This window comes from Nitriliruptor alkaliphilus DSM 45188 (genome assembly GCF_000969705.1).
GTDB lineage: Bacteria > Actinomycetota > Nitriliruptoria > Nitriliruptorales > Nitriliruptoraceae > Nitriliruptor > Nitriliruptor alkaliphilus.
The window spans coordinates 2,719,100-2,735,301 of record NZ_KQ033901.1 but is presented as its reverse complement, the minus strand read 5'-3'; the positions used below and the strand labels follow the sequence as shown (position 1 = coordinate 2,735,301).

Annotated in this window: 15 protein-coding genes; 4 read left to right on the top strand and 11 right to left on the bottom strand. The window is 72.4% G+C overall.

The features are described from left to right. Nucleotide 1: 1 nt before the first annotated feature. Nucleotides 2–856: an enoyl-CoA hydratase/isomerase family protein gene (locus NITAL_RS12820; protein WP_052666609.1), complete on the bottom strand. Its 855-nt coding sequence runs from the start codon at nucleotides 854–856 to the stop codon at nucleotides 2–4. Between the two features lie 120 nt (nucleotides 857–976). Here NITAL_RS12820 and NITAL_RS12815 point away from each other — a divergent pair, with 120 nt between their 5' ends. The 4 genes from NITAL_RS12815 (at nucleotide 977) to NITAL_RS12800 (ending at nucleotide 4,021) form a co-directional block, all read left to right on the top strand. After that, a complete protein-coding gene (locus NITAL_RS12815) occupies nucleotides 977–1,417 on the top strand; it encodes a MaoC/PaaZ C-terminal domain-containing protein (protein ID WP_052666607.1) in 441 nt (146 codons plus the stop codon). Then, nucleotides 1,417–1,818, top strand: coding sequence for a Zn-ribbon domain-containing OB-fold protein (locus NITAL_RS12810; protein WP_052666605.1), 402 nt, complete (start codon nucleotides 1,417–1,419; stop codon nucleotides 1,816–1,818). Before NITAL_RS12815 ends, NITAL_RS12810 begins: the two co-directional genes overlap by 1 nt. 46 nt (nucleotides 1,819–1,864) lie before the next feature. Further along, nucleotides 1,865–2,353: an FAS1-like dehydratase domain-containing protein gene (locus NITAL_RS12805; protein ID WP_052666603.1), complete on the top strand. Its 489-nt coding sequence runs from the start codon at nucleotides 1,865–1,867 to the stop codon at nucleotides 2,351–2,353. A gap of 198 nt (nucleotides 2,354–2,551) precedes the next feature. Beyond that, nucleotides 2,552–4,021: an ATP-binding protein gene (locus NITAL_RS12800; RefSeq protein ID WP_157041804.1), complete on the top strand. Its 1,470-nt coding sequence runs from the start codon at nucleotides 2,552–2,554 to the stop codon at nucleotides 4,019–4,021. 24 nt (nucleotides 4,022–4,045) lie between these two features. On the opposite strand, the gene NITAL_RS12795 is transcribed toward NITAL_RS12800, so the two are convergent. From NITAL_RS12795 to NITAL_RS12750, 10 genes are all read right to left on the bottom strand, one after another. Further along, on the bottom strand, nucleotides 4,046–4,879 hold the full coding sequence (locus NITAL_RS12795; protein ID WP_425413683.1) for an enoyl-CoA hydratase-related protein: 834 nt from the start codon (nucleotides 4,877–4,879) through the stop codon (nucleotides 4,046–4,048). Next, a complete protein-coding gene (locus NITAL_RS12790) occupies nucleotides 4,873–5,886 on the bottom strand; it encodes an LLM class F420-dependent oxidoreductase (protein WP_052666600.1) in 1,014 nt (337 codons plus the stop codon). The genes NITAL_RS12795 and NITAL_RS12790 overlap by 7 nt, the downstream gene beginning before the upstream one ends. Nucleotides 5,887–5,904: 18 nt before the next feature. Then, on the bottom strand, nucleotides 5,905–8,088 hold the full coding sequence (locus tag NITAL_RS12785; RefSeq protein ID WP_052666598.1) for an acyl-CoA dehydrogenase family protein: 2,184 nt from the start codon (nucleotides 8,086–8,088) through the stop codon (nucleotides 5,905–5,907). 11 nt (nucleotides 8,089–8,099) lie between these two features. Further along, complete coding sequence (locus NITAL_RS12780) at nucleotides 8,100–9,719, bottom strand: acyl-CoA synthetase (protein ID WP_052666596.1); 1,620 nt, start codon at nucleotides 9,717–9,719, stop codon at nucleotides 8,100–8,102. Between the two features lie 84 nt (nucleotides 9,720–9,803). Continuing rightward, nucleotides 9,804–10,928, bottom strand: coding sequence for an acyl-CoA dehydrogenase family protein (locus NITAL_RS12775; RefSeq protein ID WP_052666594.1), 1,125 nt, complete (start codon nucleotides 10,926–10,928; stop codon nucleotides 9,804–9,806). 11 nt (nucleotides 10,929–10,939) lie between these two features. Continuing rightward, nucleotides 10,940–12,151, bottom strand: a complete 1,212-nt coding sequence (locus NITAL_RS12770; RefSeq protein WP_052666593.1) for an acyl-CoA dehydrogenase family protein — start codon at nucleotides 12,149–12,151, stop codon at nucleotides 10,940–10,942. A gap of 2 nt (nucleotides 12,152–12,153) precedes the next feature. Further along, the gene (locus NITAL_RS12765) at nucleotides 12,154–12,912 is read right to left on the bottom strand and encodes a glucose 1-dehydrogenase (protein ID WP_052666591.1); all 759 of its coding nucleotides are present in this window, start codon (nucleotides 12,910–12,912) and stop codon (nucleotides 12,154–12,156) included. Between the two features lie 35 nt (nucleotides 12,913–12,947). After that, the gene (locus NITAL_RS12760) at nucleotides 12,948–14,114 is read right to left on the bottom strand and encodes a thiolase domain-containing protein (RefSeq protein ID WP_052666589.1); all 1,167 of its coding nucleotides are present in this window, start codon (nucleotides 14,112–14,114) and stop codon (nucleotides 12,948–12,950) included. Continuing rightward, nucleotides 14,114–15,205, bottom strand: a complete 1,092-nt coding sequence (locus tag NITAL_RS12755; protein ID WP_052666587.1) for a lipid-transfer protein — start codon at nucleotides 15,203–15,205, stop codon at nucleotides 14,114–14,116. The genes NITAL_RS12760 and NITAL_RS12755 overlap by 1 nt, the downstream gene beginning before the upstream one ends. Next, the gene (locus tag NITAL_RS12750) at nucleotides 15,205–16,194 is read right to left on the bottom strand and encodes a Zn-ribbon domain-containing OB-fold protein (protein WP_083441524.1); all 990 of its coding nucleotides are present in this window, start codon (nucleotides 16,192–16,194) and stop codon (nucleotides 15,205–15,207) included. The genes NITAL_RS12755 and NITAL_RS12750 overlap by 1 nt, the downstream gene beginning before the upstream one ends. Nucleotides 16,195–16,202: the final 8 nt, after the last annotated feature.

Sequence of the window (16,202 nt, the reverse complement as noted above, 5' to 3'; positions counted from 1 at the left end):
GTCAGCGCACCCGGGGCGTCACGCGCTGCCCCGACGCGAAGCTGCGCTGCCCCTCGGCCAGCGCCTCGGGAGCGTTCCCGGCGGCGACCAGTGGGACGCCGACGTCCAGGGCAGCCGCCCGTGACAGTTCGTTGGCGGTCCAGATGGTGCGCAAGGTGGCCTGCACCGCCAGGGCCGGTTGCGAGGCGATCGTCCGTGCCACCCACGCCGCGGCCGCCGCGAGGTCGCCGGGCGGCACGACCTCGCTGACGAACCCGAGCTGGTGTGCGCGCGCGGCCGACACCCGCTCGTGGGCCCCGAGCAACTGCATGCGCAGGACCTCGCCGAGCGGTAGGCGCTGGAGCAGGTGCACCGACTCGAAGACCGCCGCCATCCCGTAGGTCACGTGCGGGTCGAAGAACGTCGCGTCGTCGCTGGCGACGATGACGTCGACCTCGCCGAGGAGGTAGAACGCCCCGCCGCACGCCATGCCCTGGACCGCGGCGACCACCGGCTTCCACAGGTCGTTGGCCTTGGGGCCGAGCCACGCGCCGGGATCGTCGAACTGGAACGGGGTCCCGACCTCGCCCACGCTCACGGCCCCGGGGGGCGCGGGTCCGGCGCCGGCGTCCGCCCCCTCGGCGGGCTCCTCGACCGCCAGGGCCCAGTCGCGGTCGACACCGGTGCAGAACGCGCGGTCGCCTGCGGCGTCGAGGACGATGGCGCGGACCCGATCGTCGGCCCGCAGCTCGCGCCACGTGGCCCGGAGCTCGGCGAGCATCACCCCGTCGAAGGCGTTCAACCGGTCGGGTCGGTCCAGGGTGACCCAGGCGACACCGTCGTCCTGCCGCCGTCGGATCGTGGTCAGCTCGGCCACCGCGCCCTCCCTCGTGCAGCGCGCTCCCTGCGCCGCAGCGGGGCGACCCTAGCGCTCGGACGCGCGGATGTGACGACCCGTCAGATACGGTGCCGGCGGGAGCGACCAGGGAGCCAGACCGTGACGACCACCTCGCAGGCCACGACCACGACACCGCGCCCGACCCTCGCGGTCGGCGACACCGCACCCCCGGTGGAACACCGCCTGACGCGGACCGACCTCGTCCAGTACGCCGGCGCTTCCGGTGACCTCAACCCCATGCACCACGACGAGCCGAAGGCGCAGGCTGCCGGGATGCCGTCGGTGTTCGGCCACGGGATGCTGTCGATGGGCATCGTCGGTCGTGCCCTGACCGACTGGGTCAGCGTGGCGGCGCTGCGCCGCTTCGAGGTCCGGTTCACCACCCAGAGCTGGCCCGGGGACACGCTCACGACGCGCCTGACCGTCACCGAGGTCCGCGACGACGAGGACGGAGCGCGGGTGGCCGAGGTCGACTGCCGCCTGGTGAACCAGGACGACGCCGACGTCATCGCCGGGACCGCCCTGGTCGAGCTGGCCTGATGCGCGCCGACCTGCCGACCGTCGACCCGAGCAGCGCACCGTGGTGGGAGGCGTGCGAGCGCGGCGAGCTGCTCATCCGCCGCTGCGACGCCTGCGGTCTGGCCCACCACTACCCGCGCCAGCGCTGCCCCACCTGCTGGTCCGAGGACGTGCGCTGGGAGGCCGCGTCGGGCCGGGGGCGCCTGCACACCTGGTCGGTCGTGCACGCCGGGGCGCTGCCGCCGTTCAGCGAGCGGCTCCCGTACGTCGTCGCGATCGTGGCGCTCGAGGAGGGCCCGCTGCTGGCGACCAACATCGTCGACGCCGACCACGCCCGGCTCGCGATCGATCAGGACCTCGTCGTGGTCTTCGAACGTGACGAGGGCTCGACCGTGACCGTCCCGCGCTTCCGCCCCGCCTGACCGCACGCCCGACCTCGAGCCCGACCGCGACGAGGAGTCCGCACCCATGGCCGTCACCGACCTCATCGGCAGCCCCCTGCCCGCCCAGACCGTCGTGGTGGAACGGGGACCCGTCGGGTTCCTGGCCCGTGCCGTGACCGACTCCTCGCCGGTGTTCCAGGACGCTCGCGCGGCCGCGGACGCGGGGTTCGATGCCGTACCCGCGCCGCCCACCTACGCCTTCGTGATGGCCCACCAGGGCGCGTGGCCCGAGCTCCAGCCCGACGGCGCCACCGGCGAGCACCCGCTCCGTCACGTCATCACCGAGCTGATGTCCGGTGGCGGCATGATCCTCCACGGCGGCCAGTCCTTCACCTACCACCGACCCGTGCTCGTCGGTGACCGCCTGACCGCGACCGGCCGCATCGCCGACGTGACCGTCAAGGAGCGGGGCGAGGGGTCGCGCATGACGTTCGTGGTGGCCGAGACCGACTGGCACGACGCGGACGGGGCTCCGGTGGTCACCTCGTCGATGACCCTCATCCACCGCACCTGACCCGCCGCGCCGCGCGGGGACACCGTCCGTACCGCGCACCCTGGCCGGCCGTCCCGGACGGCCATCCGGCCCGCGTCTATCCTCCCGCGCGGGGTTCCTCCGGGCACGCGACGGGCTGGTCACGGGTCGCGACCGACCGGCCGAGGTGTGGCCGCGGATCCCGTCGCTCCGACTCCCGACCGCACCGGAAACCCCACCGTGTCCTCCACGTTGCCCGCCCCGCCACCGCCCGCCGGTGCGCCGAGCGCGAACGGCACGCACGGGGTCGCTGAGGGTCCCCACGAGCACCTCGTGGGCATGTACGACGACATGGACGCGCTGGTCGCGGGCGTGGTCGACCTCGTGGCACCCGCGTTCGAGGCGGGCGATGGCGCCGTGGTCGTGGCGACCGAGGTCCACCGCCGCGCCGTGACCGCCGGACTCCGTCGTCGCGGTGTCGACGTCGACACCCAGGTCCAGCGCGGGCGCCTCGCTCTCGTGGACGCTGCCGACCTGCTGACCCGGATCTCGACGCCGGACGGCCCGGACGCCGCCCGGTTCGAACAGCACGTGGGCGGGTTGATCGACCAGGTGACCGACGGGGGCCGGCGGCGCGCCCGGCTCTTCGGGGAGATGGTCACCCTCCTGTGGGAGGACGGGGACGTCAACGGGGCGCTCGCCCTCGAGGACCTGTGGGAGGCCTACCTGCGGGAGCATCCCGCGACCCTGCTGTGCGGCTACCCCTCCGACGCGTTCGCGCACGACCGGTCGATCGAGGCGTTCCGCGCCGTCTGCGACCGACACACCTCGGTCATCACCACGTCCGTCGACGCCGGCGACCTCGCCGCCCGCTCGCGTGCGGTGGCGCTGCTCGAGCACGAACGCGTCGTCGACCGCAACCGCCGCTCCGACCTCGAACGCCAGAGCGCAGCGCTCGAGGACGCGCTGGCCCACCTGCGCGAGGCCACCGCGCGCCGTGACGAACTGCTGGCCATCGTGGTCCACGACATCCGCAGCCCGGCCACGATGGTCACCAACGCCCTCAGCCTGATCCTGCAGGCCGGGCCCGAGCTCGGCTGGGAGGAGACCCGCGACCTCCTGCGGACCGCGCACGAGGCCGGCGAGCGCATCGCACGCCTGTCCCGCGACATCGTCACCTCCGCCGAACTCGACGCCGGCTCGTTCACCTACGACCTGCGTCCCGTCGACCTCGCCCGCGTCGTGGCCGACGCCGTCCAGGAGGTCCGGTCCGCCTCCCACCGCACCATCGAGTTCCACCACGACCTCGATCTGCCCACCGCGCTGGCCGACGAGGTCCGCCAGCGTCAGGTGCTCAGCAACCTGCTCGGCAACGCCGTCAAGTTCTCCCCCGAGGACACGACGATCAGGGTCAGCCTCACCCGTGTGGACGAGCACCTCGAGGTCCAGGTCCGGGACGCGGGCCCGGGCATCAGCGTCGAGGACCAGTCACGCCTCTTCCAGCCGTTCAGCCGGTTGGACCGCACCCGCGGCGTCGAGGGCAACGGACTCGGCCTGCACTCGGCCAAGCTGCTGACCGAGGGGCAGGGCGGCACGATCCGCGTCGAGAGCGAGCTCGGCCAGGGTGCCCTGTTCGCCTACACCGTCCTGACGCTGCCGGCCTGCGACGATCGACAGGGCGACCGACAGGGCGACCGACGCGACGCCTGAGGCGACGCGCCGACCGACGCGCGCTCACCAGCCGCGGAAGGTGGGGGCGCGCCGCTCGATGAACGCGGTGACGCCCTCGTCCGCGTCGGCGGTGCCCTGGATCAGCTCCTGCGCCACCGCCTCGTCGCGCAGCGCGGTGTCCCGGTCCGTCTCCAGCGCCCGGTTGACCAGCTGTTTGGTCGCGGCGTACGCACGGGTCGGCCCGGCGGCGAGCGTCACCACCAGTTCGTCGACGTGCGTGCCGAGCTCGCCGGCCGACACGACCCGGTTGACGAGCCCCAGCTCGAGGGCGCGGTCGGCACCGACCTGCTCGCCGAGGAGGAACAGCTCCTTGGCCCGCTGCGGGCCGACCAGCCGGGTGAGCAGGTAGGCGGCCCCCGCGTCGGGCACGATGCCGCGGTGGACGAAGGACTGGACCAGCCGCGCCCGGTCCGAGGCGATGACGAGGTCGCACGCCAGCGCGAGCTGGACCCCACCACCGGCGGCCACGCCGTCGACGACCGCCACGACCGGCCGCTCGCAGTCCAGCACCGCCGTGACCAGCCGCTGCCACCCGCGCTGCACGAGACGTGCGACGTCGCCGACCGCCCGGTCCGGCGCCCCCTCGGGGCGTGGCGGTGCCGCGGGTTGGCCCCGCAGGTCCGCGCCCGCGCAGAACGCACCGCCGGCGCCGGTGATGACCACGACACGGACCCGCAGGTCGCTCGACGCCGCCTCGAGCAGGTCGGCCAAGCGATCGCGCATCCCGTGCGTGAGCGCGTTCTTCGCCTCGGGCCGGTCGATGGTCAGGGTCAGCACCCCGCGGTCGTCGCGATCGGCACGGACGAGGTCGGTGACCTTCCTCGGCTCGCTCAACACAGCACCTCCGCGACGACCTCGAGCGCCCGCGGATCGCGGGTGCCGAGCAGGACGTCGGTGACCGGACTGTCGACCCAGCGCTGCACCCGTTCACGGATCCGGCCCGGAGGTCCGACGAGGCTGATCTCGTCGGCGAGCGCGTCGGGCACCGCCTGCATCGCACCCTCGCGGTCACCGTCCAGGAAGCGCTTCTGCACCACCTTGGCCTCCTCCTCGAACCCCATCCGCGCGATGACGTTGAGGTGGAAGTTCTCGTCCTTGGCCCCCATCCCGCCGATGTAGAACGCCAGGCTCCACTTGACCACCGACCGGGCCTGGTCCACGTCGTCGTCGACCACGATGGTGACCGGGCAGGCGATGCGGAAGCCCTCGGGGGCGGCCGCGAGCGACTCGGCGTACATCGGTGTGGACCGCTCCGGCGAGTAGAAGATCGGCAGCCAGCCGTCGGCGATCTCGGCGGCGAGCGCCACGTTCCGCGGCCCCTCGGCGCCGAGCATGATCGGGATGTCGCGGCGGCGCGGGTGGGTGGTGATCCGCAGGGGTTTGCCGAGCTGTGCGCCCCCGGGGTAAGGCAACGGGTAGTGGGGACCGTCGCTGACCACGGGTGCCTCACGCGCCCACACGTCACGCAGGACGCCGATGTACTCCCGCGTCCGCGCCAACGGCTTCGGGAACGGCTGGCCGTACCAACCCTCGACGACCTGCGGCCCCGACACCCCGAGCCCGAGCACGAACCGGCCGCCGGAGAGGTGGTCCATGGTCACGGCCGTCATCGCAGTCGATGCCGGGGTCCTGGCCGACAGCTGCATCAGACCCGTCCCGAGCTCGATCCGTGAGGTGTGCGCGCCCCACCATGCCAGGGGTGAGACCGCGTCGGACCCGTAGGCCTCCGCCGTCCATACCGACGCGAAGCCGAGCTCCTCGGCGCGCTGCACCAGCGGCAGGCCGTCGAGGGGCTGCGCCGCCCAGTAGCCGAGCATCAACCCCGCGCGCAGATCACCGGTCACGGGGTGGCCTCTCGTCGCTCACGGGTCCCTCGGCAGACCGAGCAGCCGCTCGGCCACCACGTTGCGCTGCACGGCCGTCGTCCCGCCCGCGATCGTCAGGCACTGGCTCTGCAGGAACTGGTAGCTCGGCGACCGGGCGGCATCGTCCCAGACCGCACCCTCGGGTCCGAGCAGCTCGAGCGTCAGCTCGGCGCACCGCTGGTCGTGGCCGCCCCCGACGAGCTTGCGGACCGACGACTCGGCCCCACCCGCACGAGGTCCCGCGCCGTGCAGCTTCTGGAGGGTGGTGCGGAACCCGAGGACGCTGAGCACCTGCCCCTCGCAGACCAGGGCCCCCACGCGGTCCTGGAGCACGGCGTCGTCTCGGCGCGCGTCGTCGTCGAGCGCCCGCAGGACACCCTCGACGCCCGCCCCCATCGAGGACCCGCTGCTCATCGCGACGCGTTCGTTGGCCAGCGTCGTGCGCGCGGCCTTCCAACCGCCCCCGACGGGTCCGCACACCATCGAGTCCGGCACGAACACGTCCTCGAGGAAGACCTCGTTGAACAGCTCGCGGCCGGTCAGCTCGCGCAGCGGTCGGACGTCGATCCCGGCGCTCCGCATGTCCACGAGGAACGCCGTGATGCCGGCGTGCTTGGCGGCGTCGCGGTCGGTCCGCGCGAGGCACAGCCCCCAGTCGCTGCTGTGGGCCAGCGACGTCCAGACCTTCTGCCCGGTCAGCTGCCAGCCACCGTCGACGCGCACCGCCCGGGTCGACAGGGCGGCGAGGTCGGACCCGGCGCCGGGCTCGGAGAACAGCTGACACCAGGTGAGCTCGCCGAGCAGCGTCGGCCGCACGAAGCGTTCGCGCTGCTCGTCGGTGCCGTAGGTGATGATCGTCGGCAGGATCCACCCGCCGATGACGAGGTCCGGCGGGCGCACCTCGGCGGCGGTGAGCTCCTGGTCGATCACGAGCTGCTCGAGCGGCGAGGCATCACGGCCCCACGGCGCCGGCCAGTGCGGGACCACCAGGCCCGCATCCACCAGCGCCGGGCGCCGCTCGGGCTCCTGCGACGGCAGCTCGGACAGGACCGCGCGGACCTCGGCGCGGACAGCACGCGCGTCGTCGTCCTCGTCGAGCGCCAGTTCGAAACGACGGCGCGCCCCTCCGAGGGCGAGCCGGGCCACCTCACCGCGCCACCGGTTCGGCCCACCGAGCAGCTGTCGCGTGACCGTCGCACGCTTGAGGTAGAGGTGGGCGTCGTGCTCGAAGGTGAAACCGATGCCGCCGAGGACCTGGATGGTGTCGAGCGTCGTGGTCACGGCAGCCTCGATCGCCACGCACGCGGCGACACCGGTCGCCAACCGACGCTGCGCCGCGTCCTCGCCGACGCACGCGAGGTCCCACGCGACCGCGCGGGCCTGCTCGGCTCGTACCAGCAGATCGGCGCACAGGTGCTTGACGGCCTGGAACTGTCCGATGGGACGGCCGAACTGCTCACGGACCTTGGCGTAGCCGGCGGCCTCATCGCACGCCCACCCGGCCAGCCCGGCCGCCTCCGCGGCGTACAGCAGGACCGCGAGGTCACGGACGCGCTCGACATCGAGGGCCGGGAGTTGCCGTTCCACCGGGACCGCCACCGCGTCGACGGTGACCGCAGCCACCGGTCTGGTCGCGTCCAGGGACGAAAGCGCGGCGACCTCGACGTCCACGGCATCGAGCACGGCCCAGACCTCGGTGCCGTCGTCACGCCGACCACCGAGCAGCACGACGTCCGCCTCACCGGCCGAGATCACGGGCCGGACGGTGCCGTCGAGACGCAGGTCGTCCCCGTGCCCCGACGCGCGCAACTGCGTCGCCGACGCGACGGCGCCGCGCAGCTGGCCGGACGCCAGCCCCGGCAGCAGCTTGTCGACGAGCGGCTCGGGTGCCACGTCCACCAGGACCCGCGACAGGTGCAGGGTCGGCACCACGGGTCCAGGCACGAGCGCCCGACCGAGCTGCTCGACCACCACGGCCAGCTCGAGGTCGCCGTACCCGCCACCACCGCGTTCCTCGGGGACGTGCAGCCCGAGCAGCCCCTGGGCTGCCAGCGTCGACCACACCTCGTCGGCCGCCGGATCGGTCATCGCCGCGCGCACCGCGGCGGCCGGCGCGTGACGCGCCGACCACCGCTGCACGGACGCGGCGAGCTCCTGGTGCTCCTCGGTGATGGCCAGCAACGACGTGCTCCTCAGGCCGGAACGGCCGAGGCCTTGGCGACCTCACGAGCCCAGCGGTAGTCGGCCTTCCCGACGGGCGATCGGACGATCTCGTCGACCACCTGGAGCGTGCGCGGCACCTTGTAGCGGGCCACGCGTGTGGACAGGTGCTCCTCGATCTCGGCCTGCGTCGGCGCCGTCCGGTCACCCGCGATCGTGATGATCGCCGCGCAGCGCTCCCCGAACCGCTCGTCGGGCACCCCCACCACGATGGCGTCCCGGACGGCCTCGTGGGCCTTCAGCGCCGCTTCGACCTCCTCGGGGAAGATCTTCTCGCCTCCCGAGTTGATGCAGACCGTCCCGCGACCGAGGAAGTGGATGACCCCGTCCTCGTCGACCGTCGCCGCGTCCCCGGTCAGCACCCAACGCTTGCCCTCGACCTCGACGAAGGTCTCGGCGTTCTTCTCCGGCGACTTGTAGTACTCGAGCGGGATGTGACCGGACTGGGCGACGCGTCCGACCTCGTCGCTGCCGGGCGTCACGAGGTGGTCGCCGTTGATCACAGCGGTGCGATCGGTGACCTTGAACTTCAAGCCCTCGTCGGGCGAGCTGTCCTCGGTCGCCGAGCCGTTGTAGCCCGTCTCCGACGAGCCGTACGAGTCGAGGATGTACAGCTGCGGCATCAGCTCCTTGAGCCGGTCGCGCACCGACGCGGACATGATCGCGCCGGCCGTCGACATCACGAACAGCGACGAGGTGTCGAGCGACGAGTCCTCCTCGAGCGCCTCGATCAACGGCAGCGCCATCGCGTCGCCGACCAGCGAGATGGTCATGATGCGCTCACGGGCGATCAGCTCAAGCGCCGCACGACCCTCGAACTTGCGGATCAGCGCCACGGTGTTGCCCCCGAAGAAGCCGATGAACGTGCCGAGGAACGCGGCCCCGTGCATCAGCGGCGGCGCGGCGAACATCACGATGCCCTGCCCGTCCGGGTCGAGCCGTTCGGCCAGCTCCTCCGGCGAGGTGACCGGCTCGGCCACCGGGTTGCCGCCGCCCATGCCGGCGAAGAAGACGTCCTCGTGGCGCCACACGACGCCCTTCGGCATGCCGGTGGTCCCACCGGTGTAGAGCATGTACCGGTCGTCGGGGCTGCGTCCGTCGGTCAGGCCCTCGCGGGTCGACGGCTGATCCGCGGTGGCCGTGTCGTACCAGACGGCACCGAGCGGCAGGTCGCCCTCCGCGGGCCCGTCCGGGTCGGAGGTGACCGCGATGAGGTGCTCGATGGTGTCGATCCCGGGCACCACCGCCTCGACCCGGTCGGTGAACTCCGCGTCGAAGACCAGCACCTTGAGGTCGGCGTTGTCGAACAGGTAGCGCAGCTCGGCCTCGACGTAGCGGTAGTTGACGTTGGCCGGGACCGCGCCGATCTTGAAGCAGGCGATCATCGTCTCGACGTACTCGGTGCAGTTCTGCAGGTAGCACCCCACGTGGTCACCCCGTCGGATACCGGCGGCGAGCAGGTGGTGCGCGAGCCGGTTGCTGCGTTCCTCCAGCTCGCGGAACGTGAGCCGTCGCGGATCGCACACCAGCGCGGTGCGGTCCGGGACACGGTCCACGACGGACTCGAACAGGTCAGCCAACTGGTACTGCATCGCAGTCTCCCTCCTGACCTCGGCTCCCGACGAGGTCCTCGATGGCGGTCCGCGTTCCCACGCGGACCGCTCGCTCCACGCTCCTCAGACCGGTTCCTCGGCCAACGATCGTCCGAGCCGCACGAGCTCGCGCGTCGGGGTGCCGAGGCTGTGCTCCACCTGCTTCGCCCACAGGAACCGGCGGTGCAGCGGGTGGTCGGTGCTGACACCGAGCCCGCCGTGCAGGTGCATGGCGGCGTGGACGACGCGCATGCCGCCGTCCCCCGCCCAGAACTTCGCGCTGTGGACCTCCGGCGTCGCAGGCCAGCCCTGGGACAACCGGAACACCGCCTGCCGCGCCGTCAGACGGACCATCTCGGCGTCGATGAACGCGTCGGCGGCCCGCTGTGCCACGGCCTGGAACTCCGCGATGGGCTTGCCGAACTGGTGGCGCTGCGCGGTGTGGCTCGAGATGGCGCGCAGGGCCGACTGGCACACACCGGCCTGCACCGCGCACCAGGCCGCGGCGCCCCGTTCGACGAGGTCGCGGACGGCGGCGGCGGCGCGACCGGGTACGGCCACCACGTCACCCGCGGGGACCCGCACACCCGCCAGCTCGATCGTCGCCACGGGCTGACGGTTGGTGGTCACCTGGGCGGTGAGGGTCACCCCGTCGTTGCCCGGGTCGAGCAGCAGCAGCACGACGCCGTCGTCGGTCGCCGCCGGGACGAGGATGGCCGCAGCCTCGGCGCCGTAGGGGACCGCGTGCTTCTCACCGGTCACGCGGTACCCGTCACCATCGGGCACGGCACGCGTCCGGGGATCGGTGGGCTCGAGACCACCCGGCTCCTCGAGCGCCGCGGTCAGCACGGCCTGCCCCGCCACGATGCGGGGCAGCCAGGTGGCCTGCTGTTCCTCGGTGCCGTGGTCGACCAGCGTGAGCCCAGCCTGCACCACGGTGGGCACGAACGGGACGGGTGCGACGTGCCGCCCGAGCTCCTCGAGGACCGGCAACAGCCCGAGCAGGCCGGTGTCGCCACCACCGTGCTGCGCCGGTAGGCCCGCTCCCAGCAGGCCGGCTTCGGCCAGCTCGCGCCACAGGTCCCGGTCGAAGACGCCCGCGTCCCCGGCCTCGAGCGCGGTCAGCCGCTCGGGGGTCACCCGCTCGGACAGGATGCGGCGCGACAGGTCACGCAGCTCGGTCTGCTCGTCGCTGAACGCGAAGTCCATGATGTTCCCTCTCAGCGCAGCGAGCGCGGCATCTCGAGCCCGAACACCGCGATCAGGTCGCGCTGCACCTCGTTGGTCCCCCCACCGAACGTCAGGATCAACGTCCCCCGGTAGGCCCGTTCGAGCGAGGACTTGAGCAGCGCGTCGGGGCTGCCCCGACGCAGCAGCCCGTGGGCACCGAGGATCTCGAGCAGCAGGCCGTAGGCCTCGCAGTACAGCTCGGTGCCGTAGACCTTCGTCGCGGACGAGTCGGCGACCGAGACCTTCCCGACGCTGGTGCCCCACGCGACCTTGTAGTTCATCAGGCGCAGCGCCTCGAGCTTGGCGTGGACCCGGGCGAGGTGGACCTGGACCCACTCCTGATCGACCACGCGACGTGAGTCCGCCAGCTTGGTCTGCTGGGCCCAGCGTCGGACCTCGATGTACTTGCGCTCGAGCAGACCCGAGGAGCACAGCGACACGCGTTCGTGGTTGAGCTGCCCGACGATGACCTTCCACCCGTTGTCGAGCCCACCGACCACGTTGCTGACCGGGACCCGCACGTCGTCGTAGTAGGTGGCGAAGGTCCGGGCGTCGCCGACGGTGTCGATCGGGGTGTAGCTGAACCCCTCCGCGTCGGTGGGCACGAGCACGATGGAGATCCCCTCGTGCTTCGAGCCACCCTCCGGAACGGGGGTCCCCTCGTGCTCGGGGGGCCACGGAGTCGTGCGGCAGGCGAGCCACACGTAGTCGGCGTGGTCGACCAGCGAGGTGTAGATCTTCTGGCCGTTGATGACGAGGTCGTCCCCGTCGCGTTCGGCGCGCGTGGTCAGCGACGCGAGGTCGGTGCCGGCCGAGGGCTCGGTGTAGCCGATGGAGAAGAACAGCTCGCCGGCCAGCACCTTCGGCAGCAGCTCGCGCTTCATCTCCTCGGACCCGAAGTTCGCGATCGACGGGCCGACGGTGTTGATGGTCAGGAACGGCACGGGTGCGCCCGCACGCTGGGCCTCGTCGTAGAACAGGAACTGCTCGACCGCCCCGAACCCGCGCCCCCCGTACTCGGTCGGCCAACCGATGCCGAGCCAGCCGTCCTGGGCCATCCGCCGGATGGCCTGCTTGGCCAGCGGTCCACCTCCCTCGGTCACCGCGAGCTCCTCCTGGAGCTCGGGGGTCACGAGGCCCTCGAAGTAGACGCGCAGCTCGTCGCGCAGCTGCTGCTGGTCGTCCGACAGGGCGAGGTGCACGTCTACTCCTTGAAGCCGGAGCTGGCCGACGCCCCACCGTCGACCGACAGCTCGGCACCGGTGATGTAGCTCGCGTCGTCGGATGCGAGGAAGACCGCAGCCGCCGCCACCTCGTCCGGTTCACCCATCCGCGCGAGGGCGGTCTTCGACGCGATGAAGCGTTCCGCCTGCTCGTTGCCACCGGTCTGCGACAGGACCATGTCGGTGCGGATCGCCCCGGGGTGGACGCTGTTGACCCGGATGCCCTTCCCGCCGAGCTCGAGGGCGGCCGCCTTGGTCATCCCACGGACCGCGAACTTCGTGGCCGTGTAGCCGGTCAGGTACGCGCCACCACCGAGCCCCTCGATCGAGGAGATGTTGACGATCGAGCCAGCACCGGCCCGCCGCATGGCCGGCACGGCGGCGCGCATGCCCCACTGCACCCCCAGCTGGTTGACCTCGATCAGCGCCCGCAGATCGGCCTCGTTGTCGGCCGTCACCGCGCCGAACCGCAGGATCCCCGCGTTGTTGACCAGCACGTCGAGGCGCCCGAACTCGCGCTCGGTGATCGCGACGGCCTCCGCCCAGTCCTCGGTCGACGTGACGTCGAGGTGGACGTAGCGCGCGACCTCGCCGAGCTCGTCCGCCACGGCCTTGCCAGCGTCGTCGAGCACGTCGCCGAGCACCACCTGGGCGCCCTCGGCGACCAGCCGCCGGGCGATCGCCTCGCCCATGCCGCGGGCTGCGCCCGTCACCAGGGCCACCTTGCCTGTGACCTTCAAGAGCCGCTCCCCTCGCCGTCGGCGGGTACCGGTGGTCAGGACGTCGGCTTCCCAGCACCGACGACCCACATCGCGAAGAACTGGGACCCGCCGCCGTAGGCGTGCCCGAGGGCCCGCCGGGCCCCCTCGACCTGGTGGTCACCGGCGCGGCCACGGACCTGGTCGGCGACCTCGACGAAGCGGACCATCCCCGACGCGCCGATCGGGTTGGACGACAGCACGCCGCCGGACATGTTGACCGGCAGGTCCCCGCCGATGCGGGTGGCCCCGTCGAGCACCATCTTCCAGCCCTCGTTCTCCGGGGCGAGGCCGAGGTTCTCGAGCCACATGGGCTCGAACCACGAGAACGGCACGTACAGCTCGGCGCAGTCCAGCTCACGTCGCGGATCGGCGATGCCCGCCTCGCGGTAGACGTCCTCGGCGCACATCCGTCCGGCCCAGGGGCTCACCCGATCACGGCCGGCGCCGATGGTCGGCTCGGAGCGCACGGCGGTGCCGTGCACCCACGCCTTCGGCCCGTCGTGGTGGTCGGCGACGTCCTCCGCGGCGAGCACCATGGCGGCGGCACCGTCGGAGGACGGGCAGGTCTCGTGGTAGCGGATCGGGTCCCACAAGAGCGGCGAGTTCGCCACCGTCTCGTAGGTCAGATCCGGTTCCTGCAGGTGGGCGTAGGGGTTGAGGAGCGCGTTGCTGCGGTCCTTGAACGCCACGTGGTACCCGGTGTCCGAGGGAGCACCGGACTTGCGGATGTAGCCGCGGACGATGGGGGCGAAGTAGCCGCCCGCGCCAGCGACCGCCTGCTGGCCGAAGGGCACCCGGACCGACAGCGCCCACATGGCGTTGGACTCGGACTGCTTCTCGTACGCCACCGTCAGCACGCGCCGGAAGCGGCCCGACGCCACGTGGTGGGCGGCCACGACCGCGGTCGAGCCACCGACCGAACCGGCGGTGTGGACGCGCAGGACCGGCTTGCCGGTCCCGCCGAGGGCGTCACCGAGGGTCAGCTCGGGCATCATCACGCCCTCGAACATGTCGGGGGCCTTGCCGAGCACGACCGCGTCGATGTCCCCCCACCCGCAGCCGGCGTCGTCGAGCGCCCGCATCGCGGCCTCGCGGACCAACCCGGGCAGGGACACGTCCTGACGCTTCGCGGCGTAGTGCGTCTGGCCGGTGCCGACCACGGCGACCTTGGTGCGACCCATCAGCGCGTCCCTCCGTCACGTTCGAGCACGGCCACGAGGTTCTGCTGGAGGCAGGGTCCGGAGGTGGCGTGCACCAGTGCGCGTGTCCCCTCACCGGCGGCGAGACGGGTCGCGGCCTGCCCGAACCGGTCCAGCCCCGCCGCCATCACGGGGTTGGACGCGAGCGCCCCGCCTGAGGGGTTGATCCGCGTCGTTCCGTTCAGGCCGAGCTCGCGACGCAGGATCAGCTCCTGGTGGGCGAACGGGGCGTGCAGTTCGGCGAGGTCGAAGTCGCCACCGACGTTCGCCTCTGCACCGACCCCCACCCCCGCCCCGGCCGCAGCCGCCCGGGTCGACGGCGAGGTGGTCAGGTCGCGGGCTCCGAGGGACGGCGGATCCAGGCGGTGGTCGATGCCCGTGATGGCCACGGGGTGCTCGACCAGCTCGCGTGCGCGTTCGAGGGTGGCCAGCACGACCACCGAACAACCGTCCGCCACGGTCGCGCAGTCGAGGTCGCGCAGGGGGTCGGCGACCTTCGGCCGCGCCAGGACCTCCTCCACCGTCAGCTGGCCGGACCGCGTTGCGAAGGGGTCGCCGTCGGCGTCCCGCAGCGAGCGTGCGACCACCTCCGCCACGTCACGCTCGGAGACCTCACCGGTGTCGAGCAGCGCCCGCGCCTGCAGGCCCGCCATCGAGACCGCGTCGGGGAACATCGGCGCCACGGTGTACGGGTCGGTCTGCAGTGCGAGGACGCGCGACAGGTCCCCCGGTGAGGACTTGCCGAAGGCGTACACGAGGGCGGTGTCGATGTCGCCGTGCTGCAGCCGCAGGTAGGCCTCGAACAGGGCGAAGGCACCGTCCATCTCGACGTGGCTCTCGGCCAAGGGTGGCCACGGGCCGATGGCATCGAGCGCCCCGACGAAGGCGAACGGCTGGCCGGCGAGGTAGTCCGAGGAGCCCGAACAGACGAACCCCACGTCCTGGGCGCTGAGCTGCACGGGTTCGAGCGCCTGCGCGACGACGGGCAGGAGCATCTCGATCTCGTTGTGCACCTCGTCGGCCCGCGTCGTGTACCGGGCGTAGCTGACGATGCAGACGGGGGTCTCGGCCATCAGACGAACTCCGCGTAGGACTCGAACGGCGCGTCGGGTTCGTCGATCGGCTCGACGTGGGTGACGTTCGACAACGTCGGCTCGAGCTCGCCCTCCCGCCAGACGGCACGCACCCGCATGCCCATCCGCACCTCGTCGACGCTGACCCCCTGGATCAGGAACTGGCAGGTGATGTCGGCACCGTCGAAGCGCACCTCCACCGCGGCGTAGGGCAGATCCACCTCGCGTGACGCGAAGTTGACGTTGACGGTGGCGAAGGTGGCGACCGTGCCGGTCTGGGCCACCTCCACCGTCTCGGCGTAGGGCTCGCCGCACATCGAGCACGACCCTCGGGGCGGCAGGTAGACCTTCGCGCAGCTGGCACAGCGCATCCCGAGGAAGCGGCGCTCCTGGGTGCCGCGCAGGAAGACGCTCGTCGCCACGCCAGGTGTGTAGCGGTAGTCCAGCCGGATCGGCGTGGTCACGACGGTGACGGGCTCGTCGTGGGCCGCACCGTCCGGGACCCCGGCTGGCTCCTCGCCGAGCTCGAACCCGGCGATGTCGTGGATCGTGCCGGTCCGCTCCTCGGCCCACCGGATGCGGACCCGTGCCCCGACCTCGAGCGCGTCGGGGCCGTCGGCGTCGACCGCGTGCAGCAGCGAGGTGTCGGCCCCGTCGAGCTGCACCAGCACCCAGGCGAAGGGGTGCTCGAACGGCTGCCCGGGGCGGGGCCTCGGGTTCCACGACCAGGACCGCACCGTGCCGACGGGTGCGACCTCGACGAGCTCGTCCTCGGTGAGCGACTCGGCCGTGCCCGGGTCGAACTCCTGCGGCGGCACCAGCACTCGACCGTCACGGGCACGGATGCCGAGGACGCGGCCGTCCCGGAGCCCGGTGAGGAACGCGCCGAGGATCGGGCCCGTCGAGCGGGTGTAGGGGAACTCGAGGACGTGCGGAGCCTCGAGCACGTCGGCCCGACCGTCCTCGGATCGCGTCGTCGCTGCGGTCACGGGGCCTC